Raw genomic sequence first — 23,619 nt, forward strand, 5'->3', positions numbered from 1 at the left:
TTCGGCCCGGTGGGAATTCGGTGTTCCGGAAATTGTGCCGAGAGCGTGAAGGAAAGCAATGCGTAGTGGCGCCTACCGTCAGGTGCTCGCGGTCCGCGGGCTGCGGTCCGTGTTGCTGCTGAGCCTGCTGGCCAAGCTCGGGGTGGTCGCCGTGCCGATCGTGCTGACGCTGCACGTGACGGCCGGCCTCGGCCGAGGTTTCGGGCTGGCCGGCGTGACCACGGCGGCGTGGACGGTGGGCGTCGCCCTCGGTTCGCCCGTGCAGGGCCGAGTCCTGGACCGGCACGGGGCCCGCCGGCTGTTCGCGGTGGCGACCGTGGGCCAGGGCCTGTTCTGGGGGCTGGCCCCGCTGCTGCCCTACCCGGCGCTGCTTCCGGCCGCGTTCGCCTCCGGGCTGGTCCTGGTGCCCGGCACGACGGTCTCGCGGCTGGCCATCGCCAACCTGGTCGCCGAGGAACGCCGGCACACCGCGTTCGTGGTGGACTCGATGCTGACCAACCTGTCGTACATGACCGGGCCGGCGCTCGGGGTTCTGCTCGCCACGCGGGTGTCGACCACGGTGGCGCTGCTCGCGCTCGGCGCTGTGCTGGTGCTCAGCGGCGCCGCGGTGATCGCCGCGAACCCGCCGCTGGCGGCGAGCGGGGTCGGCGGGCCCTCCGACCGGAGACCGCCGCGTCGGTGGCTGACCGGTGGCCTGGCCGCCGCGTTGGCCTGTGCCCTGGCGGCCGGGCTGACGTCGTCCGGCACCGAGATCGCGGTGATCGGCTCGTTCCGGCACATGAACCAGGTCGGCTGGACCAGCGTGGCCATGGTGCTGTTCGCCGCCGGCTCGATGGTGGGCGGCCTGGCCTACGGCGGCCTGCGGCGCGGCTGGTCGGGCAGCGTTCTGGTCGCCGTTCTCGGCCTCGCGACCGTGCCGCTCGGCCTGCTGGATGCGCCGCTGTCGCTGACAGTCGCGCTGCTTCCGGCCGCGCTGCTGTACGCGCCGGCCTTCGCCGCCACCGCCGCCGACGCGAGCCGCCATGCAGTGGACGGAACTCGAGGTGTCGTCATGAGTGTCTACTCGACCGCGATGACCGTGGGCACCGCAGCGGGCGGCCCGCTGGCCGGGGCCGTTGTGGACACCTCCGATCCGGCGGCGGCCTTCGCCGTGATCGGCGGGCTCACCGCACTGGTCGCCGTCCTGTCTCGGTGGGCCGCCGCCCGGTTCGCCACCGCCGCCACCCCACCGTCGGAGCACCTCAACACAGGGAGTCTGTGATGCAAGCAGGGAAAAACGTGGTGATCGTCGACTCCTACGGTCCCACGCTGCGGCTCGCCGACCGGTTCCGCGCCGCCGGCGCGACGCTGATCCGGGTGCAGAGCACCGAGGAAGTGCCGCGGGTGTACCAGTCCTCGGCCCCTCGGGACGGCTACCTGGAGAACATCGTCCACAGTGGAGACCTCGCGGAGACGGCAAGGCGCGTGGCCCGGCACGCGCCGGTGGCCGTCGTGGCCGGCGGCGAGATCGGCGTGGAGCTGACCGACGCCCTCAACGCCGAACTGGGGCTGCCCGGCAACGGGGTGGAGCTCAGCGCCGCGCGCCGGGACAAGTACGTCATGATCGAGACCATTCGGCGGGCCGGTGTGCCGGCGGCGCGGCAGATTCTCGTCGACGACGAGGCCCAGCTGACCGAGTGGCACCGGTCGATCGGCGGCCGCGTTGTGCTCAAGCCGGTGCGCAGCGCGGCCGGCGACCACGTGATGTTCTGCGACACGCCGGAGGAGTCGGTGGTCGCGTTCGGCAAGATCTGCGGCGCGACCAACGTCTTCTCGCAGCACAACTCCGGTGTGGTGGCCCAGGAGTACCTGTGCGGCACCGAGTACATGGTCAACACGGTCAGCCGGGACGGCCGGCACCGGGTGTGCGAGATCTGGCGCACGGACCGCGTGCGGGCCAACGGCGTGCCGGACATCGCAGCCGCCGCGACGGTGCTGCCGCGTCGCGGCGAGGCGCAGGACGTGCTGGCCGACTACGCCGGCCAGGTGCTGGACGCGCTGGGCATCCGGCACGGGCCGGCCCACGTCGAGATCAAGCTCACCAACGCGGGCCCGCGGCTGGTCGAGGTCGGGGCCCGCATCGCCGGCGGCGACATGCCTTCGTACGCCCAGATGGCGCTGGGGGAGTCCCAGCTGGACTGGACGGCGCACGCCTACCTGGAACCCCGGCGGTTCCACGAGCGGGCCGGGCAGGAGTACCGCCGCACGCGGTGCGTCGGCAACGTCGCCCTGATCTCGCCGGTTGACGGCATCCTGCGCCGCTACCGGGACCTGGATTCGCTGCGGTCGCTGGACAGCTTCCACGAGTTGCAGCTGCACGTCCGGCCGGGGGAGCGCATCGAGCGGACCGTCGACGACGTCACCTACCCGGCCGCGCTGGTGCTCGTCCATGACACCGAGGAGGTCGTGCTCCGTGACACCAACACCATCCGATACCTCGACGGCGTCGGTTTCTATGAGCTGGAGGACGAAGGAGTGAGCGATGAACCGCGTTGAGCCGGGCAGCCACGTCATCGTCATCAACCGGTGGCGGGAGCACTACGCCGACTACGACAGCTACCTGGATCACCGCGCCCATCGCGTCACTTACGTGACGACCGCGGTCGGCCGGGAGTCGGTGCCGGCGACGGCCACCGCGTCCGTCACTGTCGAGGCCACCGACGACATGACCCAGGTCGAAGCCGCCGTGCAGCGCCTGGTCGATCGGCATGGCCCGCCGGCGCACGTGGTCGCGTTGAAGGAAGACGATTTGTTGGTCGGCGCCGCCCTCCGTCAGCGCTGGAAGTGCCCGGGGCCGGGGCTCGACGCGCTGGCGCTGTTCCGCGACAAGTACGAGATGGCCACGGCGGTGGCCGCCGCCGGCCTGCCGCTGCCGGCGTTCACGCTGGTCGTCGACGGGGCCGGCGTGCGGGAGTTCGCCGCGGTGCACGGCTGGCCGGTGGTCGTGAAGCCGCTGTCGGGAAGCTCCAGTGCCGGGGTTCGCCGGCTCGACCGCCCGACCGCCGTCGGCGCCGTCGACTTCACCGAGGGTCCGCTGCTGGCGCAGGCGTTCGACCCGCACCCGATCTACCACGTGGACGGCGTCTTCTCCGGGGAGACGCTGATGGCCTGCCGCGCCTCCCGGTACCTCAACACCTGCCTGGGTTTTCGGGAAGGCGGCGTGCTGGGCTCCGTCGAGGAAAGCGACGACCTGGTCAACCGGCTCGTCGCCGAGCACGCCGAGCGCATCATGCGGGCCCTGACCGACCGGCCGACCGTGTTCCACCTGGAACTCTTCGTCGACCGCGAGCACCGGACCTGCTCGTTCCTGGAGGTCGGCGCGCGGGCCGGTGGGGCCGAGGTTCCGTTCATCTGGCGGGAGCTGCACGGTTACGACCTGGTGCGGGCGGCGTTCCGGATCCAGCTGGGCATGCCGCCGGAGCCGCCGCCGGCCGTGCAGCCGGAGATCGGCGGCTGGCTGCTGGTGCCGGCCCCGGCCCGGCGGCCGTGCCGGATCACCGAGATCACCTCGATGGTCGGCCGCCGGCCCGGTCCGTACGCCGAGGCCCTGCTCACGGCCGGCGACGTGCTGCCCGCCGCCGACTCGTACTACGAACACGTCGGCGGCAGGTTCCGGTTCCGGGGCCGCACCAGCGCCGCGGTGGCGGAGGCCATTCGCGCCACCGCGGCGGAGTTCCGGGTCGATGCCGTGCCCGTCGTGCGCCCCCTGACCGCGGCCGTCGGGGCCTGCGTGCACCGCTGAACCCGGGACGGCGGTGCCGCCGAGCTCCTCGAAGAAGCCCGGAGATGTCGACCGTCTTGACGTAATCCCGGTTCGCTGCCGCCGCGGTGATCGTTCCGTTCAGCTGCGATGGATGTCGCCCGTGGGACGCCGCCGTTGCGGGGAGATGGCGAAAACCAATCCGACACGGCTCTTGCGCGCCGGGCCAGCGAGTCGAGGACAAGTGGACCGCGTGGCGGCAGGAACCCGCCGCCGGGTCCGACGAATGAGACCGAGAAGTCAAGGGCGCCAAGGTGAATAGGGTGAACGGCCCCCGGCGGAGCCCGGGGCCGTTCTCACGGCAGAAGGAGCTTGTCGGAGCATCCACTGCCGGGTCTGTGCCCGTGGTGGGGGCAGTGCGGGATCAGACGTTCGGCAGGGTGCTGCCGCCGGCGCGGGCGAGGTCGAACCGGCGGGTGACGTCCGACCAGTTCACTGGCGACCACAGCTTCTGCACGTAGTCCGGCCGCACGTTGCGGTACTGCAGGTAGTAGGCGGCACCCCGTTGGCCGTGCACACGCTGCTGTCGATGAACGCGACCAGCCACGAGATGCTCCTGGTCGGTCGCACGGTCGCGCCGGCCGCCGCCGAGTCCACATCGGACAGCACCGTCCGCCCGCTGGCTGGGCGGGGCCGGTGTGGTCATCGGAATCCTCGGACTCGCTCTCGGCATCGCCGCGCGCGGCCGGCGCGCTGTGTCGAAGGCCGACGACGCGTCGGCGGACTAGCCCCGAGCGGCACCGCGCTGAGCTGGGAGGCTCATGCGGCTTCCCAGCTCAGCGGAAACTCCGTAGCCGCAGGCTGTTGCTGACCACGAAGACCGAGGAGAACGCCATCGCGGCGCCGGCGATCATGGGGTTGAGCAGGCCGAGCGCGGCCAGCGGCAGGGCGGCCACGTTGTAGGCGAAGGCCCAGCACAGGTTGCCCCTGATGATGCCCAAGGTCCGCCGGGACAGGCGGATGGCGTCGACGGCGGCCCGCAGGTCGCCGCGGACCAGGGTGAGGTCGCTGGCCTCGATGGCGACGTCCGTGCCGGTGCCCATGGCCAGGCCAAGATCCGCCTTGGCCAGCGCCGCGGCGTCGTTCACGCCGTCGCCGACCATCGCCACGACCCGGCCCTCGCGCTGCAACCGGGCGACCACGTCCACCTTGCCGGCGGGTAGCACTTCGGCGATGACCTCGTCGATGCCGATCTCGGCGGCGACCGCCCTTGCGGCGTCAGCGTTGTCGCCGGTGAGCAGGATGGGCTTGAGCCCCAACGACTTCAGCTGGGCGACGGCCTCGGCGGAGGTCGGCTTCACGGTGTCGGCGACCACCAGCACCGCCCGCGCGGACCCGTCCCAAGCCACCGTGACCGCGGTGCGGCCGGCCAACTCGGCCGCGTGCTTCGCTGCCGTCAGAGACGAGTCCAGTGGCAGGTCCCAGCGCCCGACCCGAACTTTGCGGCCGTCGACAATTCCCTGGACGCCAATGCCTTCCTCGTTGCGGAACTCGTCAACAGTGGGCAGCCCGCCGATCCGGGCCTCCGCGCCGGCGGCGATGGCCCGGGCGATCGGGTGCTCGGAGGCGTCCTCCAGGGTGCCGGCCAGCCGCAGCGCCTCGGCCTCGTTGACGCCGTCGGCGACGTGCACGGCGACCAGACTCATCCGGCCAGTCGTGACGGTGCCGGTCTTGTCCAAGACCACGGTGTCCACGCGCCGGGTGGATTCCAGCACCTCCGGACCCTTGATCAGGATGCCCAGCTGCGCGCCGCGACCGGTGCCGACCAGCAGCGCCGTCGGCGTGGCCAGGCCAAGAGCACACGGGCAGGCGACGATCAGGACCGCTACCGCGGCGGAGAACGCGACCTGCGGGGTGCTGTCGGTGGCGAGTTGGGCGACCAGGGTGAACAACGCGAGCATGATCACGGCCGGCACGAACACCGCCGACACGCGGTCGGCCAGGCGTTGGACGGACGCCTTGCCGTTTTGGGCCGCCTCGACGAGCCGAGCCATCTGCGCCAGCTGGGTGTCCGCGCCGATCCGGGTCGCCCGGACGACCAGCCGGCCACCGGCGTTGACCGTGGCGCCGACGACGGCGTCGCCGGGCCCCACCTCGGCCGGCACGGACTCGCCGGTCAGCATGCTCAGGTCGACAGCCGAGCTGCCCTCCGCGACCACACCGTCGGTGGCGATCTTCTCGCCGGGACGGACCACGAACACGTCGCCGACTCGCAGTTCCGCCAGCGGAATCCGGCGCTCCCGGCCGTCGCGGAGCACCGAGACGTCCTTCACGCCGAGCTCCAGCAGCGCCTGGAGTGCCGCGCCGGAGCGGCGCTTGGCGCGGGCCTCGAAGTAGCGGCCGGCCAGGATGAACGTGGTGACCCCGGCGGCGACCTCCAGGTAGATGTCGGTGCCCGGCATGGCGGCCATGCCAGTCATTACCGTCGTGGCGGCGTCACCGAGGAACAGCGCGTACAGCGACCAGAGGTAGGCCGCGCCGACGCCCAACGAGATCAGCGTGTCCATGGTGAACGTGCCGTAGGTGAGGTTCACCCAGGCTTTGTGGTGGAACGGCAGCGCGCCCCAGACCACGACCGGGCTCGCCAGCGTCAGGGCCAGCCACTGCCAGTTGGTGAACTGGAGTGCTGGGATCATCGACAGCACGATCACCGGCACGGCCAGCGCTGCCGACACGATCAGCCGCTGCCGCAGCGGCTGGGTCGGATCCGCCTCGGCCTGCCGTTCCTGCTCGACCGGCTTGGGCAGCTCGGCGGTGTAGCCGGCGGCCTCCACGACCTGGACCAGGTCCTCCGGCGCGACGGCGTCCGGGTAGCTGACCTTGGCCTTCTCGGTGGCGTAGTTGACGGTGGCGGTGACGCCGTCCACCTTGTTCAGCTTGCGTTCGACACGGGCGGCGCACGAGGCGCAGGTCATGCCGCCGATCGACAGCTCGATCTCGTGCCGGACGAACTCGGGTGCGGAAGTCATGGGAGCACCTACCAGTGGCGGACGGAGGTCATCCGACCAGCTGGTAGCCGGCCTCCTCAACGGCCGCGCGGATATCCGCCGCCGGCACGTCGGCCTCGCTGACCACGGTCAGCCGGCCGGTGGCCAGGTCGACGTCCACATGCGTCACTCCGGCGACGTCGGTGACCTCCTCGGTCACCGAGCTGACGCAGTGGCCGCAGGTCATGCCCTGCACGGTGTAGGTGTTCTCGGCCATCGGTTGGTGCTCTCCCGGGATGCAGTCGTCGATCGCGCCGTGGAGCCTGTCCACACGTGACAAGTCGAGCGAGGGCAGCCGATGGTTCCCGGCAGTTGGGATTTTTCGAGCGCGGGCGCACACCGCGACGTGATCGCCGCAGGTGGGGTCGCCTTCGGATCGGCCATCCCCCGTTCGGCGGAAGACGGGTGTAATACCGTGTGCGCCGTGCCCAGAGACCATGACGCGGCCGGCGACGAACTGATCACCAAGCTCGCGTTCGAGGCGGGCCGGGGCGATCGGGCCGCGCTCGCCGCCTGGGTGCGGGCGACCCAGCGCGACGTCTGGCGGTTCGTCGCGCACCTGGCCAGCACGGCCGTGGCCGACGACCTCACCCAGGAGACGTACCTCCGGGCGATCGGCTCGCTGCCCCGGTTCGCCGGACGGTCCTCGTCGCGGACCTGGGTGCTGTCCATCGCCCGGCGGGTCGTCGTCGACCAGCTTCGCACCGCGTCCACCAGGCCACGCCTGGCCGACGTGCCGGACTGGCACCAGGCGGCTGAGACCCCCGAACGCGCCGCGCGGGGCTTCGAGGACATCGTGGAGCTGCGGGTCCTGCTGGACGCGCTGGAGCCGGAGCGGAGGGAGGCGCTGCTGCTCACGCAGGTGCTCGGGCTGTCCTACGCCGAGGCCGCCGAGGTGTGCGGCTGCCCGGTGGGCACCATCCGGTCCCGGGTGTTCCGGGCCCGTGAGGACCTCCTCGAGCTGGGCCGCGAACAAGACAACGCGATGTGACGGGAACCGAACACCGGTGCCGAACGACTACCTCCCCGTGGACTGCATGACCTGCCGCGAGGCACTCTCCGCGCGCATGGACGACGAGCAGGAGCCGGTGCCCGGCGCCGTGACCGACCAGCACCTCGACGACTGCTCGGCGTGCCAGGCGTGGCTGGCTGACGCGGGTCGGCTGACGCGCTCGCTGCGGGTGCGGCCGGCGGTCTCGGTGCCCGATCTCACCGAGCAGATCCTGGACATCGCCCCGCCCCCGCTGCCCCGGACGCCGTGGACGCGGGTCGCGCTCGGCCTGGTGGCGCTGGCCCAGCTCGCGCTGGGGATGGCGCTGCTGTTCGGCGCCGACCAGGTCATGCCCGGCATGACCATGACCGGGCACCTGTCCAACGAGAGCACGGCGTGGAACCTGGCGTTGGGCGTGGGCCTGCTGTGGGCGGCGATGCGTCCCAGGGCGGCGGTGGGCATGCTGCCCGTGCTCACTGGCTTCCTGGTCGTGCTGACGGTTTTCTCCGTGCACGACCTGGTGGATCACGAGGTCACCATCACCCGGATCGCCTCGCACGGGCTGCTGGTGGTGGGGCTGCTGCTGTTGTGGGCGGTGCGCCGGCAGGAATCCGGGCAGCCGGAGCCCGGCCGCGTCCGGGAGCCGGATCTCAGCGGGAGGAGCGGCGACGGTTTGGCGACGTCCCCGGCATCCGAGCGGCGCGGCAAGCGCGGCGGGCCGCTGCGGCCGACCGGTCGCCACAACGCCGCCTGAACCGACACACCGAGCCGGTCAGACCCGGCTAACTCGACACGTCAACCCGGTCGCGAGCAGCCAGCGGTTGTGCGCCGTAGGTGATGCGGATGACGCCGTCCTCGTGGCGGATCGCCGTTGCGTGCACACCGAACACGTCGTGCAGCACGTCGGAAGTCAGCGCGTCCAGCACGGGGCCTGCGGCGACCACTCGACCTTGATCGAGCACCACGAGCCGGTCACAGCACCGCACGGCGAGGTCGAGTTCGTGTAGTACGGCGAGCGTGGTCACACCGAGGCCACGCACGAGATCCAGCAGTTCGAACCGGGCCCTGACGTCGAGGTGATTGGTGACCTCATCCAGCACCAGCAGCCGCGGGCGCTGGGCGAGGGCCCGCGCGAGCAGGACCCGCTGCCGTTCGCCACCGGACAGCGAGCTCACGGGACGGTCCGCGAATGACATCATGCCGGTGCGGGCCAACGCGTCGGCGATCGCCTCATGGTCCGATGTGGACTCTCGGGTCAGTAGACCATGATGCGGATTCCGCCCGAGCGCGACGGTTTCGGACACGGTGAGGCCGCCGGTTCCGGCGGAGTCCTGGAGCACAGCACCGGTACGTCGCGCGGCCGCCCGGGCGGACAGCGACCGCACGTCGTCGCCGTCGATCAGCACCGAGCCCGTGACGGGCCGAACGGACTTGTAGATGGTGCGCAGCAGCGTCGACTTACCGCTGCCGTTGGGGCCGACCAACCCGACCACGCTGCCCGGCTCGACGATCAGGTTCACCTCGCGCAGCACAGGCACGCCCGCGAGGTCGACGGCGAGGCCGGCGATGTCCAGCCGGGCCCGGTCGGTCACGTGGAGCCTCCGATGCTCTGGTTGCGGCGCAGCAGCCACAGGAAGAACGGCGCGCCGAAGGCCGCGGTGAAGATGCCCAGCGGCAGCTCGTTCGGCGCGTCGACGGTGCGGGAGAGCAGGTCGACGGCGACCAGATAGGCGCCACCGACCAGCGCCGACATGGGCAGCACCCGACGATGGTCGACGCCGAACGTCAGCCGGACCAGATGCGGAATCATCAGCCCGACGAACCCGATGCCGCCCGCGTTGGCGATCAGTACGCCGGTCAGCAGCGACGCCACCGCCAGCAGACCCAGACGCAGGGTGCGGACGTCCACGCCCAGCGCGGTCGCCTGCTCGTCGCCGGCGCTGAGGACGTTGAGCCGCCGGCCGAACAGCAAAAGGCCGCCGGTCGAGCCGAGGACGACGGCGATGACGAGCGCGAGCTGGTCCCAGGTCGCCCCGGCGACGCTGCCCAGCGTCCAGAACATGACTTCCCGCAGCTGGTTCGGATTCGCCTGCAGCTGAAGGTAGTTCGTCGCCGCGAGCAGCAGGTAGCCGACGGCGACGCCGGCCAGCACCACGCGCGTGGGTGCGAGCCGGCCGCGTTGTTGGCCCAGCAGCAGCACCAAGCCGACGGCGAGCATCGCGCCGAGGAACGCGGCCGACGAGGTACCTAGGCCGCCGACCGCGCCGCCGACGCCGACGATCACCGCGACCGCGCCCAGCGACGCGCCCGAGGAAAGACCGAGCACGTATGGATCGGCGAGCGGATTGTTCACCACGGCCTGCAACACGACGCCCGCCACCGACAATCCGATGCCGCAGCAGGCGGCCAGTAGCACCCGCGGCATCCGGTACTGCCACACGATCTGGTCCAACGCGGGATCGAGGCCGGCGGTGGCGCCGGTGACGTGCGTGAGCACGACGTGCCAGGTGTCGGCCAGTGGCACGGTCACCGCCCCGGCGCAGGCCGACACCAGCATCATCACCACCAGCACCGCCGCGCCGACCACGAGCGCCGGGCCGATGGCGACGCCGTGCAACGGGGCGACTGCCCGCGTGCGCACCACGTCAGAACGCATCTGGATGGACGAGACGAGCGATCCTGTCCACCGCGACGTCGTTGCTGGGCCCCAGGTAGATGGAATCGGACAGCGCGAGGTAGCGCTTGTTCTTGGTGGCGTCCCACTGCGGGAACTGGGACAGGATCTTCTTCGCCGAGCCGTCCGGGTCCGGGTTCTGGTAGTTCACCACGATCAGCGCGTCGATCGGCGTGGTGGCCAGCTTCTCCTTGCTGACGGTGGCGAACTCGTTGCCGGCCGGGTCGTTGAACGGGTTGGTCGCGCCGGCCTTGGCCAGGATGTCGTTCCACATCCCGGCGGCGGCGATGGAGCTGAAGTCGTCCGCGCCCATGCCGGGAAACACCAGCATCACGTTCTTGGCGGGCTTGCCGCGCACCTTGTCCGCCGCGGCGCCGACCTTCTGCTGGGCGGCGGCGATCGCCTGGTCGGCGTTGCCCGGCACGTCGAAGATCTTGCCGAGGTCGCGCAGCAGGTCGTAGCTGTCCTGGATGGTCGGGTTGCCGGCGACCATGCCGGTGGCGCCGCAGGCGTGTTGCGGCACATACGTGTTCGCGCCGATCTTGGCCAGGTCGTCCCGGGTGGCGAAGCCGTTCTGCGCGGAGAAGCCGCCCTCGTAGGTGGAGATCACGAAGTCGGGCCGCAACCCCAGCATCGCCTCGCGCGGAATGTCCTGCTGGTCGTTGAGCTTGACGCCGCCGGTCGGCAGCGCCTTGATCGCGTCCAACCGGCCCGACACGTCCGACGCGCCGTAGTTCTGCGCGTTGGCCACGACCCGGCCGCCGAGTCCCAGCGCGAGAAGTGAGGAGACCTCGGCGACCGAGCCGCCGTTCATCACCACTACACGACTCGGAGCCTTGGCGAACGTGTACTGCTTGCCGCAGTTGGTGATGGTGAGCGGGTAGTGCGTCCTGCCTTCGCCCGTCGACTGGGTGGCGGTGCCGGAGGCGGGGACGGCAGTCCCGCTGCCGCACGCCGTCACCGTCAGCGCGAGGGCGGCGATCACCAGCACGGCGGCGGGTTTGCGCTGCATGTCTTGCCCTTCCAGGATTTTCGCTGTCGTCACACAGGTCGGTCGGGAACGGTGTTCGGTTCCCGGCGGGCGCACAGCAGGCTCGTGACAACCGCGAGCGTGATCAACACGAGGATTGCCGTCGAGTACGCCCACGCCTGCCCGCCGAGGGTGGTGTCCTCGCCGAGCATCAGCCGGTACCAGCTGCCGACGGCGGCGAAGCCGGTCGCCAGGCCGATCTGCGTCACGGTGGACGCCGCGCCGGAGACCGCACCCGCGTCGTCGGGGCAGACCTGGTCGAAGATCCCAGCGATCAATGGCGACACCACCAGCCCCTGGGCCAGACCCACGACGCCGATGGTCAGCGCTAGCAACACGTTCTGGGCATCCGCAGCGGCGTGCACCACGGCGAGTTGGGTAGCGAGCACAGCGGCCAGGAACAGGCAACCGAGGGACGGCAGCCGGCGCCCGAACCGGGACGCGACCCGGCCGCTGACCCCGGAGCCGACGACAAAGCCGATGCCCAGCGGCACGAACATCAGGCCGGCGGTCAGTGCGTCGCGGCCGAGGCCGGTTTGCAGGTAATAGGTGAAGACGAGGAAGAGGCCGGCGTTGCCGGCGAAGAAGGTCCCGATGGCGGCCAGCCCGGCGGGAAGTCCCTTGGTGGTCAACACCCTGATCGGGAACAGCGGCTCCGGCACGGCCCGCTGTTGGTGGTACAGCACCGCCGCGAGCCCGGCGCCGATGATCAGGCTGAGCCAGATCCACCCGGTCTGCTGGCTGAGGACCAGCGGCAGCAGCAGGGCCGGCAGCGCGAGCGCGGTCAGCACCGCGCCGGCCGGGTCGAGTTCGGGCGAGCCTTCGGCGTGACTTTCGGCGACGGTGCGGCCGAGCGCCAGGGTCAGTGCGCCGATCGGGACGTTGATCAGGAACGCCGTGCGCCAGCCGAGACCGGCGATGTCCCAGTGCACCAGCAGGCCGCCGCCGGCCAGCCCGAAGATGACCCCGAACCCGAGTACCACGCCGTACCAGCGAATGGCTCTCGCGCGCTGCCCGTCGTCGAGGAAGATGCTGCGCACAAGGGCCAGCTCCTGCGGGATCAATGCCGCCGCGCCGATGCCCTGCACGAAACGCGCGGCGATGAGCACGGGCGCAGTGGGCGCGAGGCCGCAGGCCAGCGACGCCAGGGTGAACACCGCGACACCGACCAGGAAAACCCGGCGACGCCCGTGGCGATCGCCGAGCCGGCCGCCGGTGATCAACCCGGCCGCGCAGGCCAGCACGTAGGCGGCGCCGACCAGCTGGACCTGCCAGAAGCTCGCCGGCAGGTCGCGCTGTATCGACGGGGCCGCGATGACCACGATGAAGCCGTCGACCTGGCCCATGAACGTCGCGCCCAGCACCACGGCCAGGCCGACCCAGTCTCGGACGGTCGCTAGGGCAGTGGCGGTGGCGGTCACGGCTTTCCTCCCGGTGGTGGGAAGAATCCGCTGCGGATGAAGTGATCCAGGTAGGCGTCGAGCACCGGTTCGTCGATCTCCGGAAACGAGATGCCCGCCGCCTCGGTGTTGTTTCGCCCGAACCGGACGGTTGTCGCGGCGGGGCCCGCGTGCACGTGGGTCGCGGCCAGCGCCAGGGTGTCATCGTGCTCGGCCGCCTCGGCCAGCCGGCGCCGCCACTCGTCCGACCCGACTTCGGGCAGTGCGTAGCCACGTGTGCGGAGCCGAGCCAGCACGCTCTGCACCGGTAGCGGATGCGGGCTGGTCAGGTGGAAGGTGCCGGTGTGATCGAGGAGGCTGACGATGGCTGCGGCGACCTGGTCGGCCGGCACGAGATCGATGTCCCCGCCGCCTTCCGGGGCCGTCCCGAGGACCAGCATGGCCCGGATCAGGCTCCAGAAGGCATCGTCGGTGCTGCCGACACCGGTCACGGAGTGGCCGCCGATGCGGCTGGGGCGGTGGACCGTCACGGGCAACCCACGTTCGGCCGCCGCGAGGACCAGGCCCTCCGACACCCACTTGCTCGCTACGTACCCGTTGGCTAGCAACGACTCCGGCGGCACCCGGCGGGTCTCGTCGAGCACCGGTGGATTGCCGTCTACGGCGACGGCAGTGTCGCAAGTGGACACGAAGTGCACCGGCGTGGATCCGCTGGCCGCCAACCGGAGCACATCGGCGGTGCCGGTCACGTTCGGCGCCCGCAGCCGGGTGTAGGGCTCCAGGTGGTTCACCCACGCGCCGTTGTGCAGCACGACATCGACCTGTGCCGCCAACTGTTGGAATGCCTCGTCGGAAAGGCCGAGCGCGGGCTGGGCGAGGTCACCGGGGACCGGCACCACGCGGCCCATGCCATTTTCGGATAATTCGTACTGGAGCAGGGATGAGCGGACCCGATCGAGGGCTGTCACGTCGCTGGCCGCCCGGACCAGGCAGTGCACGCGGGCCTCGGTGCGGTCCAGCAGCTCCCGCAGCAGGAACGCGCCGAGGAAGCCCGTGGCACCGGTCAGCAACACCTCTCGAGGGGCTCCGGTGCGCGGTGTGCCGATCAGGACGATGGCGGGATCGAGGCTGACCTCGGCAGCCAGGTCGATGCCCTCCCACGGATGCCGCGACGGCGCCCCATGGTCCACGCGCTCGACGAGTTGCGCCACGGTGGGCGCATCGAAGACGTCCCGGATGCCCAGCCGCGCGCCCGTTCGGTCCCGAACGCCGCGCAGCAGCCGCGCCACCAGCAGGGAATGGCCGCCGAGCGCGAAGAAGTCGTCATCGATGCCGACCTCGGGCACGCCCAACGCCTCGGCGAACAGCTCGCACAGTTCGCGTTCCCGGTCGGTGCTGGCAGGCCGGCCCGCCGCGGCGGCGGCCCGCGTCGGCGCAGGCAGCGCGGCCCGGTCGAGCTTGCCGCTCGTGGTGGTCGGCAGCCGGTCCACCGACACATACATCGGCGGCACCATGTAGTCGGGTAACCGCTCGGCGAGGTACCGGCGAAGCGCCGCTGGCTCTTCTTCGGTGACCACATAGGCGACGAGGCGGTCTTCCAGCGCTAGCACCGCCGCCTGGGCGACGGCCGGATGGCCGGCCAGCGCCGCCTCGATCTCGCCGGGCTCGATGCGGAAACCCCGGATCTTGACCTGGTCGTCGGCCCGGCCCAGGTACTCCAGCTGCCCGTCCGCACGCCAGCGGGCCAGGTCACCGGTGCGATAGAGCCGGCCGAACTCCGTGTGCACGAACCGTTCCGCGGTCAGCTCCGGCCGACCGTGATAGCCCTGTGCCACCGGCACGCCCGCCAGGTACAGCTCGCCCACCGCGCCCGGCGGCAGCAGCCTTCGCACGTTGTCGAGCACATAGCAGCGGGCGTTGGTGATCGGCCGGCCGATGATCGGCGTCGGGCTGTCGGCCAGGCGCGCCCACACGGTGTCCACGGTGCACTCGGTCGGGCCGTAGAGGTTGTACGACGCAATCTCCGGCACTGCACGCAAGTCCGACCACAGCGTGGGGCCGGCCGCCTCGCCGCCGAGGGCGAGCACCGCCGGGCGGTGCCGGCCGGATTCGAGCAATCCGGCAGCCACCAATTCGGTGGCGTAGGTCGCGGTGATGTCCAGGAAGTCGATCCGATGCCGCCGCACATAGGCGAGCAACTCAGAGAGGTCTCGGCGGACCTCGTCGTCGACGAAGTGCAGCTCATGGCCGGCCAGCAGCCACAGCAGACCTTCCCACGAGGTGTCGAACGACAGCGAGGCGGTCAGCGCCGCCCGGGTCCGCCCCGGCGCGATCAGTTCCGCGCGGTGGTGGTGGAACAGGTTCACCATGGCGCGATGGGTGATCACCGTGCCTTTGGGCGCGCCGGTGGAGCCGGAGGTGTAGATCAGGCACAGCGGCTGGTCCGGCTCGATCACCGGCAACGTCTGCTCGGCGGTCTCCAATTCATCGAGCAGCACCTTGGGGCCGGTGAGATCCCGGCCCAATGCGGCGGTGCTGATCACCAGCCGTGGTTTCGCGTCGTCGATCAAGTACTCGATGCGGCGCGCCGGATAGTCCGGATCGGCCGGCAGATAGGCCGCGCCGGCCAGCAGCACCGCGAACAAGGCGACGATCGAATCTGCGGTGCGGGGCAACAGCAGCATGACCACGTCGCTGGGTCCGACGCTGCGAGCCGTGAGCACCCCGGCCAGCCGCCGTGCGTCGCGGTCCAGCTGCCGATAGCTGAGGATCCGGTCGCCGGCGACGAGGGCGGTCGCGTCCGGCGTGGCCTCGACGCGAGCCTGAAGCAGGTCGGTGATGGTGCCGTCGGGCCAGACCTGGTCAGTGTCGTTCCACTTGTGCAGCAACAGGTCCCGCTCGTCGTCGAGCAGGAGGTCCGCCTCGCCGACCGGCGCAGCTGGCATGGCGAGCAGCCGTCGCAGCACGGCGCCGAACCGCCGTACGTGACCGGCCAAGTCCTCGGCGCTGTAGAGATTCGGGTTGCCGTCGAGGGCGATGCGCAGGCCCTCGCCGTCGGCGCGGTCATAGACGTTGAACGCCAGGTCCTCGACCAGTCCGGCCGACACGTTGCGTACGACGCTGGGCAGGCCGGCGAAACCCAGGCCGTAGTCGAACGGCATGATGTTCGCCGACGGGCCGAACAGCTTGCGCTTGCTGCCAACCAGATGCAGGTCCCGGCGCAACTGCTCGTAGCGGTAGCGGTGATGCCGACGGCTGCGCCGCAGATGCGTTGCCACCTGCGTGGTCACCTCGACCAGGCTGGGGCTCTCGGTGAAGTCGCTCCACACCTGGACGACGTTGAGCACCATGCACGGCACCCGCAGCGCCACCGAGCCGGTCCGCAGCATCACCGGCAGCGCAAGGGAGATCTCCCTCGCGCCGGTCATCCGGTGCAGGTAGGTCGCGATGGCGGCGCAGAGGACCTCGGTCCAGTTGGCCCTGGCCGCCTTCGCGACGTCTCGCAGCAGGTCCGCCGTCGGCCGGTCGATGTCGGCCATCGACCGCACCACGCTCTGCGCCAGCGGGGCCGAACGACCAGCCAATGTCGGCGGCGCGGGACGGTCCCGCTGGTAGTCCACCCAGAACTCGCGATCCCGTTGGTGCGTGGGACCTTCCCGGTAGGCCACGTCCTCGTCCACGACTGACGCGAGCGTCCCGAACTCATGCCCGCCGGGCTCCTCACCGGCGACCAAGGCGGTGTAGACCTCGGCGACCCGCCGAGCGACCAGCGCCAGGCCATAGCCGTCGAGCAGGATGTGATGCACGCGGTGGTACCACAGGAAACGGTCCTCGGCGATGCGGAACACCGCGTGCGCGAACAACACATCGGCGGCCAGATCCACGGGGGCGGCCACGTCCGCGGCCATCCACTCCAGCGCCGCCGCTTCGGTCAGGTCGGCGACGTGCACCGACCACGGGCGGGGTTGAAGTATCTGCCGGGGCCCGTCATCCGTGTCGGCGAACCGTGCGGACAGCGCCTCGGCGTCGGCCACGGCTCGCTGGATCGCCGCCACCAACAGATCCACGTCCACCGCGCCGTCGATCTCGATGTACTCGGCCGTGTTGTAGGCGGGGGACTGCGGATCGAGCTGCTGGCCGGTCCAGATGCCGTGCTGCGCGGCCGTCAGTGCGAGCTCAGTCACGGGACAGCACCTGCCACCACGCTTCCAGCGTCGGCCGCTCGGCCAGGTCGACGAACGCGACCTCCGCACCGAGCTCGCGCCAGCGCTCCACCAGGGTCAGTAACCCGACGGAATCCAGGCCCTCACCGAACAGGTCGCCGCTGGCGGCGACCTCCTCGGGCTCCATGTACAGCTGCTCGGCGATGTCCGCGCAGACGACGTCCCGCGTGAGCTGCATGATTCCCCCTTGCCTAGTTGACGTTGCGGTCGCGGTCGGCCCAGAACCGGTCCCGCAGCTCGCGGCGCAGGATCTTGCCGCTGGGATTGCGCGGCACGGCGTCGACGAACTCGAACTTGGACGGGATCTTGAACGAGGCCAGCTGGTCCCTGGCGAACAGCAGCAGATCGCGGGGGCGCAGCTGCTCGCCGGGACGCACCGCGACGTACGCGTGCACGGCCTCGCCGAACCGGTCGTCGGGCACACCGATCACCGCCACGTCGCCGACCGCGGGGTGCTTGCCGAGCACGTTCTCGATCTCGGCGGGGTAGATGTTCTCGCCGCCGACGATGATCATGTCCTTGAGCCGGTCGCTGATGAAGACGTAGCCGTCCTCGTCCAGGTGGCCGGCGTCGCCGGTGTGCACCCAGCCATCCACGAGGGTCGCCGCCGTCGCCTCGGGCAGGCCCCAGTACCCCAGCATCCGCGCGGGCGTGCGCAGGCAGACCTCGCCGATCTCCCCGGCCGGCAACGGAACGCCGGCCTTGTCGATCACCTTGACCTCGACGCCCGGGTACGGCCGCCCGGCCGCGCGCAGCCGGGGGCTGCCCACGACGTGGGCCTCCGGTGGCAGGCACACGGCGGTGTTGCCGGTCTCGGTGAGGCCGTAGATCTGGGCGAAGTCGCCGTCGAAGATCGCCAGCGATTCCCGCAGCAGCGCCTCCACGATCGGCGAGCCGCCGTAGACGATCTTGCGGATGCTGGCGAAGGTCGCCTTGTCCACGCCGGGTTCGTTCAGCAGCAGGCGCAGCATGGACGGCACCACGCAGGCGGTGGTCACGCCGAGGTCGATGATCAGCCGCACCGCGTATGTGGGGTCGAAGCGCGGCATCGCCACGTTGGTGATGCCGGCGGAGAAGCCTTGCGTGGCCCACCAGACGCCGCCGACGTGGAATCCCGGGATGCCGACCAGGCTGCGATCGCCCGGGCGCCAGTCGATCCAGTCCAGGCCGGCGCCGGCCAGCGCGTCCCGGATCGCGAACAGGCTGCGGTGCGGCAGCACGACACCTTTGGGAAGCCCGGTGGTGCCGCTGGTGTAGAGCTGCACCAGCGGGTCCTCGGGTCCGATGCGGACGCGGTGGTCGGCGTCCGGCTGCGACCCGGTCCAGTCGTCGAAGTCGCTGGTGCTCTTGACATCCGCCCTGACGTCGCCAAGCGCCGGGCGCAGGTCGTCGTCGGCGATCAGCAGCCGGCTGCCGGAGTCGCGGACGATGTGCTCGACCTCCGGACCGGTCAGCCGGAAGTTGATCGGCACCAGCACCGCGCCGATCTTCGCGCAGGCGAAGAAGGTCGCGTAGTAGTCCACCGACTCCTGGCCCACGTACGCGACCCGGTCGCCGACGTTGACGCCCGCGGCCCGCAGCGCGTGCCCGATGCGGTTGCTCGTCCGGTGCAGCCCGGCGTAGTCGAGCTGCCGGCCGGCGCAGATGATCGCCGGCACCTCGGGCTGCCGCTGCGCATGAAAGCCCGGTATGGCGCCCACTGTCTGTAGTTCGCCATAGTAGATCCGATTCTCAGTCATGGGCGCCTCCGTCGACGATCGCGACCCTGGCCGTACCGTCGCAGGCTCCGCCGGTGTCGTCCCAGAAGCGGAACGAGGTCGCCAGCGACACCAGCGGTGCGACGTCCGGGCGCAGCCGGCGCTGCGAGATCCGGTCGACGGTGAACTCGCCGTGGAACGAGCGCGGATCGATGGGCCGGCGGAACGTGCTGCCGAACGACGCGATCAGGATGTCCGGCAGCTGCCGCCGCCAGAACTCCGCCATCGTCCAGCCGCCGAAGACCTCGCCGACGCCGTCGTGCACCGCGTTCGCGATCACCGCGTACAGCAGCTGGTTGTAGCAGATGTTGACCTCGACCGAGTTGAGGTGGCCGGTGTCGTCGATGTAGCAGGACTCCGGGATGCTGAACTCGCCGGTGCCCGTGAGGACTTCGCCGTCCACGCTGAGATCCATCGACGTGAGGTATCGGCAATGCGGCTTGTAGCACCGCAGCACCTCGTCGAGCAGCGACGTGGTCAACTCCACGGCTCAGCCCGCCACGTCGTCGTAGACGGTGACGCGGAAGGACACCGTCGGCTCCGGCGCCGTGGTGTGCACGGCCCGGTGTACCAGGCTTCGGTTGTCCCACACCAGCATGTCGCCCTGCTCGAACGTCTGCAGGTGGATCGCCGGATGCTGATGGGTGTCGTCGAGCTGCCCGGTCGCCGCGAGCAGTTCCCGTAACAGGTCCGGCCGGTCGACGCCGTTGGCGTCGGTGATCGACAGCGTGAAGCCTTCGCTGAGGTAGAGGATCGTCTCGTCGGTGTGCGGATGTTGTTGCGCGGTCGGCGAGACCACTGGCGGCGTCTTGGCGTCCACCTCCTCGATGACCTCGGAGATCGGCCGGTAGACGTCGGTCGGCCGGATCTTGAAGTAGCGCCGCACGCTGTGCGTCGCGGTGGTGTCCTTGACCGCGAGCTTCAGTTCCTCGGTGAGGTTCTGGTAGGCCTTGCACAGGTCGATGAACAGCGTGCCCCGGTTGCGGGTCGGGATGACCTGCGGGTAGATCAGCGTGATGTCGAACGGGCGTGGCATGAACTGGTAGTCGGAGTGCCAGAACTTTCCGGTCTTCGGCACGCCGATCTGCTTGCCGTCCTTGGGGACATTGGAGGAGACGAACACCTCCGGCACCTCAGGGTGTTGGTAGATCGGCTCGTAGTACGTCTCCGGTGTGCCTAATCTCTTGCCCAGGGCGAGAAATTCGTGCGGATCGAGGTTCTGACCCTTGAGCACGACGATCTTGTCGCGGTACACGGCCTGCTTCAGCTGTCGGACGTCCTCGTCGGAGGCGGAGTCGAAGTTCTCCACGACGACGCCGATGCCGTCCTGCGGTGAGATGCGCATCAGGGTGTCTCCTTTCAGCCGGCCACGTGGGCCATGAGTCCGCCGACGGTGGTGATCTCCGGCAGCGCTTCGTCCGGAATGGACACACCGAGCTCCCGTTCCAGCTTGAACAGCAGGTCGACCAGGCTCAGCGAGTCGACACCCAGCTCCGACCAGGTCTTTTCCACGTCCGGGTCGGCGGCGTCCGGGTTGACGCCACATAAGAACTCGGCCACGAGTGACCGCACTTGGGCGTGGTCCATCGCGAATTCCCCCTCGCTTTCAATGGATTGGCTACGGCAGACGCGGCCAGGTCAACGTCACGGAGCCCCAGGCGGCCCCACCGCCGAAGGCCGTCAGCAGCAGGCGGTCCCCAGCCGTTAGCTGTCCTTGCGCGTGGGCGTCGGCCAGCGCCAGCGGAATCGACGCGGCGACGGTGTTGCCGACCGTGGAGATGTTGCTGTAGACGCGGTCCGGCGTGACACCCAGCTCAGCGCCGACGGTCGCCAGGATGCGCGCGTTGGCTTGATGGGCGACGAGCAGGTCGACCTGGTCGGGCCGCCATCCGGTGGCGGCCAACGCCTTCCCCGACGACTCGGTCATCCGGAGGATCGCGTGCCGGTAGACGGCCTGGCCCTGCATGGCGAACCAGCGGTCCGCCTCGCCGTCGGCGGTCGGCTGGCGCGAACCACCGGCCCGCACGGCGATCAGGTCCGTAAGGTCGCCGTCACTGCCCAGATCGATGGCGTGCACGGCCCCGAGTTCGTCGGATCGCCCGGCCCGCAACACCATGGCGCCCGCGCCGTCACCGAAGACAGCATTCGTGCTGCGGTCGTTGGGGTTGAGGATCGTGGAGAACACGTCCGCGCCGATGAGCAGCGCCGACCTGACCACGCCGCCGGCGATCATGCCCTGCGCGACGGCAAGTCCGTAGACAAAGCCGGAACACACCGCGCCAACGTCGAACGCCGCGACCCCACCCAGCCCCAGCCGCGCGGCCACGGCCGGCGCGGTCGCCGGGCAGGGATGGTCCGGAGTGCTCGTGGCCAGGATGACCAGGTCTATCGGTTCGATGGCCGCAACCGACGCCAGCGCTGCCGCACCGGCCTGGACGGCGAGGTCCGAGGTGGCCTCGCCAGGTCGGGCCACGCGCCGTTCGCCGATTCCCGTCCGGCTGCGGATCCACTCGTCCGAGGTGTCGAATCGGGTGATGAGGTCACCGTTGGTAAGCACTTGCTCCGGCACATGGCCGGCGATCCCCGCGACAACGGCGGCCCGCTGTCCGCCAACGGGCCTCGTCATGAGCCCGCCGCCGGCGTGTTCGACCGAACCCAGCTCGTGCATGTCCCAGTGGTCGTCATCGTTGGTTGGTCAGTTCCCGGCCAAAGCAATGACACGATAGTTTGAGATCCACGTCACATTCGATGTGCTGCACGTTGACTGGGCGGGCGTTGTCCCACTCAGCGGTGAAAATCGAGTGTCGATCAGAACTTCGCCGGAACCATCCGGTGTGGCCGGCCGACCACTCACTACATGGACTGTCGGCGATGCATGGAGGCGTTCTCGGCCATGGCGGACGGAGAGGCGTCCACCATGGAGGAGGTCGCCGTCAGGATTCACCTCGGCCGCTGTGTGTCGTGCCGGTCCGCGGGCGCGCGCATGGCTGCCGGCGACCGTCGGCTGTGGGGTCGCCATCTCGATCTCTGCTCGGACTTCATCCACATGGGGCTGGAGGCGTTCGACGCGGTCTCAAGCGGTCTTGATCGGGATGTGCTGCCGTCGACTGAAACCCGTGAACAGGCCCGGCCCTGGCGGCGGCCGAGCTGCGTGCCGGAACACGTCGTCGTTTGGAGTGTCGGAACGGCCCGGTGCGCCTGCGTTGCTGCCTGCGGTTGCGGCTGCCAGCACGGCGGGCTCTGTCGGTGCCGACTTCCAGCCGCGGTTGTCGTAGATGACGGTGAGGGGGGCAGGTCGTATCGGCGAGCCGTCCACTGCGCGGAAGCCGGCACGCCGAGCAGGTAGGCGCCGTCCCCGACCAGCGAGACCGTGGTCCGGTCGGGGCACGCCAACTTGACGCCGAGAGCGTGCGCGACGGCCACCTCGCGTCGCCGTGCGGCGACGGCGTCGGGATCGGCCGGCGGAAGGGTGCGCACGACGTCGGCGAGCTGGGGGAGCGCGGTGCCGAGATCGGTGCGGGCGGTGCATTCGGCCGGCACGTGCCACAGCGGCGTCCGATCACGAAGATCCGCGCGTCGCCGGCCGGCCGGTTCCTGGTCGGGATCCAGGGCACGTCGCTGCCGAGCACCAGCACCACGTCGGCCTCGGCCAACGCGGGGTTCTGTCCCGGCGGTCCCGGTCACTGATCCTCTCGGTCGAGCCGTTGCCGACCGCGACCGCAGGATCACCACGGCGACCGCGATCCGACGGAAACATCGGATCTTAATGCCAGCGAGGGCGGGTCGGGTCGTCGCAGCCGGTGAGCTCGGCGGATCCCATCACGGCACGGAACTCCCTTGTCGCGCGCAGATCTGTGGAAAGAACGCGCGGGGCGATGTCGAGCCGCGCCGGCCAGCCGCCCGGAGGCGAGCAGATTGATAGGATGTTTCAAGCTTGTATTCCTTGACCGGACGCCAGGGGACGGATAACTTCGAATGGGCGCGGTTGGCCTCCTTGTGGGACTCGGGCTTGTTGCGGCCTTTGTACGGGGTCCGAACCCGCTGACCGGTCGGGTCGTACCCGTGGTAGCCCTTGTCGCGCAGCGCGATCAAGCCGGCCTCGCGCAACGCGGCCAGCACGTTCGCGAACCAGGAGATCCCTTCGTCAACGGTCTGCGGCAGCGCTACAACGACCTGGACGTCGAGCGCCGATCCCTACTGACGTCGATTGCCGCTCTCGACCGGCAGGACGCCGCAGACCCGGACCAACCGAACGCCAACCAGGTCCACCTGCTCGACGTGCTACCGCACCTGACCGTCAACCTGCATCGGGCGCCGGACGAATTGCTGAACCGTTTGTTCGACCTGACCCAGCTCACGGTCCGGGTCCACTACGCCACCAACGAGGCCACGCTGAGTGTCACACTGCCCGCCGAGAACCTCGCGGAACTGACCGGAATCACAGGGATCGAGGAGGAGCACACTCCCTGCGACCCCGCTGAGTGCGGCAAAGCCGCTAGTGGGAGGGAGTGTGCATCCTGATACGTGCCCCCGGCGCGACCCGTACACCATCCACACGAGCGGCGGAACGCCGCATTCGGGGGTCTGGGGGTCGTCCCCCAGAGGACACGACGAGCGATCCGGTTCGCGCGTTTCGCGAACAGAGATCACCCAGAGCGAGTGGCCCCCGGCGCGACCCGTACACCATCCACACGAGCGGCGGAACGCCGCATTCGGGGGTCTGGGGGTCGTCCCCCAGAGGACACGACGAGCGATCCG

The 23,619-nt window shown here is 70.3% G+C and carries 22 protein-coding genes and 2 pseudogenes; 8 read left to right on the forward strand and 16 right to left on the reverse strand.

Features of this window, described 5'->3' with window-relative positions:
• Nucleotides 1-58 precede the first annotated feature (58 nt).
• Genes ACIG5F_RS36480 through ACIG5F_RS36490 form a run of 3 tightly spaced genes read left to right on the forward strand, consistent with a single transcriptional unit; the run spans nucleotide 59 to nucleotide 3,781 of the window.
• Nucleotides 59-1,261, forward strand: coding sequence for an MFS transporter (locus ACIG5F_RS36480; protein WP_396524557.1), 1,203 nt, complete (start codon nucleotides 59-61; stop codon nucleotides 1,259-1,261).
• Nucleotides 1,261-2,535: an ATP-grasp domain-containing protein gene (locus ACIG5F_RS36485; protein ID WP_396524558.1), complete on the forward strand. Its 1,275-nt coding sequence runs from the start codon at nucleotides 1,261-1,263 to the stop codon at nucleotides 2,533-2,535. The genes ACIG5F_RS36480 and ACIG5F_RS36485 overlap by 1 nt, the downstream gene beginning before the upstream one ends.
• Nucleotides 2,522-3,781 carry an acetyl-CoA carboxylase biotin carboxylase subunit family protein gene (locus ACIG5F_RS36490; protein WP_396524559.1) on the forward strand — a complete coding sequence of 420 codons (1,260 nt, stop codon included), beginning with the start codon at nucleotides 2,522-2,524 and terminating at the stop codon, nucleotides 3,779-3,781. The genes ACIG5F_RS36485 and ACIG5F_RS36490 overlap by 14 nt, the downstream gene beginning before the upstream one ends.
• A gap of 382 nt (nucleotides 3,782-4,163) precedes the next feature.
• On the opposite strand, the gene ACIG5F_RS36495 is transcribed toward ACIG5F_RS36490, so the two are convergent.
• From ACIG5F_RS36495 to ACIG5F_RS36505, 3 genes are all read right to left on the reverse strand, one after another.
• Complete coding sequence (locus ACIG5F_RS36495) at nucleotides 4,164-4,445, reverse strand: Fe-Mn family superoxide dismutase (protein WP_396524560.1); 282 nt, start codon at nucleotides 4,443-4,445, stop codon at nucleotides 4,164-4,166.
• 130 nt (nucleotides 4,446-4,575) lie between these two features.
• Complete coding sequence (locus ACIG5F_RS36500) at nucleotides 4,576-6,768, reverse strand: heavy metal translocating P-type ATPase (protein ID WP_396524561.1); 2,193 nt, start codon at nucleotides 6,766-6,768, stop codon at nucleotides 4,576-4,578.
• Nucleotides 6,769-6,796: 28 nt separating this feature from the next.
• On the reverse strand, nucleotides 6,797-7,003 hold the full coding sequence (locus ACIG5F_RS36505; RefSeq protein ID WP_396524623.1) for a heavy-metal-associated domain-containing protein: 207 nt from the start codon (nucleotides 7,001-7,003) through the stop codon (nucleotides 6,797-6,799).
• A 207-nt stretch (nucleotides 7,004-7,210) separates the two neighbouring features.
• Here ACIG5F_RS36505 and sigC point away from each other — a divergent pair, with 207 nt between their 5' ends.
• A complete protein-coding gene (gene sigC / locus ACIG5F_RS36510) occupies nucleotides 7,211-7,777 on the forward strand; it encodes an RNA polymerase sigma factor SigC (RefSeq protein ID WP_273937834.1) in 567 nt (188 codons plus the stop codon).
• A gap of 76 nt (nucleotides 7,778-7,853) precedes the next feature.
• Nucleotides 7,854-8,531, forward strand: a complete 678-nt coding sequence (locus ACIG5F_RS36515) for a hypothetical protein (protein ID WP_396524562.1) — start codon at nucleotides 7,854-7,856, stop codon at nucleotides 8,529-8,531.
• A 28-nt stretch (nucleotides 8,532-8,559) separates the two neighbouring features.
• Here the strand turns inward: ACIG5F_RS36515 and ACIG5F_RS36520 are convergent, their stop codons facing one another.
• The 11 genes from ACIG5F_RS36520 to ACIG5F_RS36570 are packed head-to-tail and all read right to left on the reverse strand — an operon-like array spanning nucleotide 8,560 to nucleotide 21,529.
• Nucleotides 8,560-9,369, reverse strand: coding sequence for an ABC transporter ATP-binding protein (locus ACIG5F_RS36520; RefSeq protein ID WP_396524563.1), 810 nt, complete (start codon nucleotides 9,367-9,369; stop codon nucleotides 8,560-8,562).
• A complete protein-coding gene (locus ACIG5F_RS36525; RefSeq protein ID WP_396524564.1) occupies nucleotides 9,366-10,433 on the reverse strand; it encodes a FecCD family ABC transporter permease in 1,068 nt (355 codons plus the stop codon). The genes ACIG5F_RS36520 and ACIG5F_RS36525 overlap by 4 nt, the downstream gene beginning before the upstream one ends.
• Nucleotides 10,423-11,463: an ABC transporter substrate-binding protein gene (locus tag ACIG5F_RS36530; RefSeq protein ID WP_396524565.1), complete on the reverse strand. Its 1,041-nt coding sequence runs from the start codon at nucleotides 11,461-11,463 to the stop codon at nucleotides 10,423-10,425. The genes ACIG5F_RS36525 and ACIG5F_RS36530 overlap by 11 nt, the downstream gene beginning before the upstream one ends.
• Nucleotides 11,464-11,492: 29 nt before the next feature.
• Complete coding sequence (locus ACIG5F_RS36535) at nucleotides 11,493-12,902, reverse strand: MFS transporter (RefSeq protein ID WP_396524566.1); 1,410 nt, start codon at nucleotides 12,900-12,902, stop codon at nucleotides 11,493-11,495.
• Complete coding sequence (locus ACIG5F_RS36540; RefSeq protein WP_396524567.1) at nucleotides 12,899-17,065, reverse strand: amino acid adenylation domain-containing protein; 4,167 nt, start codon at nucleotides 17,063-17,065, stop codon at nucleotides 12,899-12,901. The genes ACIG5F_RS36535 and ACIG5F_RS36540 overlap by 4 nt, the downstream gene beginning before the upstream one ends.
• Nucleotides 17,058-17,282: a phosphopantetheine-binding protein gene (locus ACIG5F_RS36545; RefSeq protein ID WP_396524568.1), complete on the reverse strand. Its 225-nt coding sequence runs from the start codon at nucleotides 17,280-17,282 to the stop codon at nucleotides 17,058-17,060. The genes ACIG5F_RS36540 and ACIG5F_RS36545 overlap by 8 nt, the downstream gene beginning before the upstream one ends.
• A 13-nt stretch (nucleotides 17,283-17,295) precedes the next feature.
• Nucleotides 17,296-18,843 carry a long-chain-fatty-acid--CoA ligase gene (locus ACIG5F_RS36550; RefSeq protein ID WP_396524569.1) on the reverse strand — a complete coding sequence of 516 codons (1,548 nt, stop codon included), beginning with the start codon at nucleotides 18,841-18,843 and terminating at the stop codon, nucleotides 17,296-17,298.
• The gene (locus ACIG5F_RS36555; protein ID WP_396524570.1) at nucleotides 18,836-19,348 is read right to left on the reverse strand and encodes an FcoT family thioesterase; all 513 of its coding nucleotides are present in this window, start codon (nucleotides 19,346-19,348) and stop codon (nucleotides 18,836-18,838) included. Before ACIG5F_RS36555 ends, ACIG5F_RS36550 begins: the two co-directional genes overlap by 8 nt.
• A gap of 3 nt (nucleotides 19,349-19,351) precedes the next feature.
• On the reverse strand, nucleotides 19,352-20,206 hold the full coding sequence (locus ACIG5F_RS36560) for a TauD/TfdA dioxygenase family protein (protein WP_396524571.1): 855 nt from the start codon (nucleotides 20,204-20,206) through the stop codon (nucleotides 19,352-19,354).
• A gap of 14 nt (nucleotides 20,207-20,220) precedes the next feature.
• Entirely contained in the window at nucleotides 20,221-20,448 is a 228-nt protein-coding gene (locus ACIG5F_RS36565; RefSeq protein WP_396524572.1) for an acyl carrier protein, read from the reverse strand.
• Between the two features lie 31 nt (nucleotides 20,449-20,479).
• Complete coding sequence (locus ACIG5F_RS36570; RefSeq protein ID WP_396524573.1) at nucleotides 20,480-21,529, reverse strand: beta-ketoacyl-ACP synthase III; 1,050 nt, start codon at nucleotides 21,527-21,529, stop codon at nucleotides 20,480-20,482.
• 207 nt (nucleotides 21,530-21,736) lie between these two features.
• Between ACIG5F_RS36570 and ACIG5F_RS36575 the strand changes: the two are divergent.
• A pseudogene (locus ACIG5F_RS36575) lies at nucleotides 21,737-21,817 on the forward strand (hypothetical protein); the annotation flags it as partial.
• Here the strand turns inward: ACIG5F_RS36575 and ACIG5F_RS36580 are convergent.
• Nucleotides 21,802-22,338, reverse strand: a complete 537-nt coding sequence (locus ACIG5F_RS36580) for a thiamine pyrophosphate-dependent enzyme (protein WP_396524625.1) — start codon at nucleotides 22,336-22,338, stop codon at nucleotides 21,802-21,804. The pseudogene ACIG5F_RS36575 and the gene ACIG5F_RS36580 overlap by 16 nt on opposite strands.
• Between ACIG5F_RS36580 and ACIG5F_RS36585 the strand changes: the two genes are divergently transcribed.
• Nucleotides 22,270-22,548 carry a hypothetical protein gene (locus tag ACIG5F_RS36585; RefSeq protein WP_396524574.1) on the forward strand — a complete coding sequence of 93 codons (279 nt, stop codon included), beginning with the start codon at nucleotides 22,270-22,272 and terminating at the stop codon, nucleotides 22,546-22,548. The two genes, ACIG5F_RS36580 and ACIG5F_RS36585, sit on opposite strands and share 69 nt — an antisense overlap.
• A gap of 278 nt (nucleotides 22,549-22,826) precedes the next feature.
• Here the strand turns inward: ACIG5F_RS36585 and ACIG5F_RS36590 are convergent.
• Nucleotides 22,827-22,983: pseudogene (locus ACIG5F_RS36590) on the reverse strand (IS5/IS1182 family transposase); the annotation flags it as partial.
• Between ACIG5F_RS36590 and ACIG5F_RS36595 the strand changes: the two are divergent.
• A complete protein-coding gene (locus ACIG5F_RS36595; RefSeq protein WP_396524575.1) occupies nucleotides 22,924-23,382 on the forward strand; it encodes a hypothetical protein in 459 nt (152 codons plus the stop codon). The pseudogene ACIG5F_RS36590 and the gene ACIG5F_RS36595 overlap by 60 nt on opposite strands.
• The last annotated feature ends 237 nt before the right edge of the window (nucleotides 23,383-23,619 follow it).

Origin of the sequence: Kutzneria sp. NPDC052558, from assembly GCF_044547355.1 — a bacterium.
In the GTDB taxonomy this organism is placed as follows: Bacteria; Actinomycetota; Actinomycetes; order Mycobacteriales; family Pseudonocardiaceae; genus Kutzneria.

Bases quoted from the DNA above. Each gene is read 5' to 3' on its own strand.
- ACIG5F_RS36480 (WP_396524557.1), top strand. From the start codon at position 59: ATGCGTAGTGGCGCCTACCGTCAGGTGCTCGCGGTCCGCGGGCTGCGG.
- ACIG5F_RS36485 (WP_396524558.1), top strand. From the start codon at position 1,261: ATGCAAGCAGGGAAAAACGTGGTGATCGTCGACTCCTACGGTCCCACG.
- ACIG5F_RS36490 (WP_396524559.1), top strand. From the start codon at position 2,522: ATGAACCGCGTTGAGCCGGGCAGCCACGTCATCGTCATCAACCGGTGG.
- ACIG5F_RS36495 (WP_396524560.1), bottom strand. From the start codon at position 4,445: ATGACCACACCGGCCCCGCCCAGCCAGCGGGCGGACGGTGCTGTCCGA.
- ACIG5F_RS36500 (WP_396524561.1), bottom strand. From the start codon at position 6,768: ATGACTTCCGCACCCGAGTTCGTCCGGCACGAGATCGAGCTGTCGATC.
- ACIG5F_RS36505 (WP_396524623.1), bottom strand. From the start codon at position 7,003: ATGGCCGAGAACACCTACACCGTGCAGGGCATGACCTGCGGCCACTGC.
- ACIG5F_RS36515 (WP_396524562.1), top strand. From the start codon at position 7,854: ATGGACGACGAGCAGGAGCCGGTGCCCGGCGCCGTGACCGACCAGCAC.
- ACIG5F_RS36525 (WP_396524564.1), bottom strand. From the start codon at position 10,433: ATGCGTTCTGACGTGGTGCGCACGCGGGCAGTCGCCCCGTTGCACGGC.
- ACIG5F_RS36530 (WP_396524565.1), bottom strand. From the start codon at position 11,463: ATGCAGCGCAAACCCGCCGCCGTGCTGGTGATCGCCGCCCTCGCGCTG.
- ACIG5F_RS36545 (WP_396524568.1), bottom strand. From the start codon at position 17,282: ATGCAGCTCACGCGGGACGTCGTCTGCGCGGACATCGCCGAGCAGCTG.
- ACIG5F_RS36550 (WP_396524569.1), bottom strand. From the start codon at position 18,843: ATGACTGAGAATCGGATCTACTATGGCGAACTACAGACAGTGGGCGCC.
- ACIG5F_RS36560 (WP_396524571.1), bottom strand. From the start codon at position 20,206: ATGCGCATCTCACCGCAGGACGGCATCGGCGTCGTCGTGGAGAACTTC.
- ACIG5F_RS36565 (WP_396524572.1), bottom strand. From the start codon at position 20,448: ATGGACCACGCCCAAGTGCGGTCACTCGTGGCCGAGTTCTTATGTGGC.
- ACIG5F_RS36570 (WP_396524573.1), bottom strand. From the start codon at position 21,529: ATGCACGAGCTGGGTTCGGTCGAACACGCCGGCGGCGGGCTCATGACG.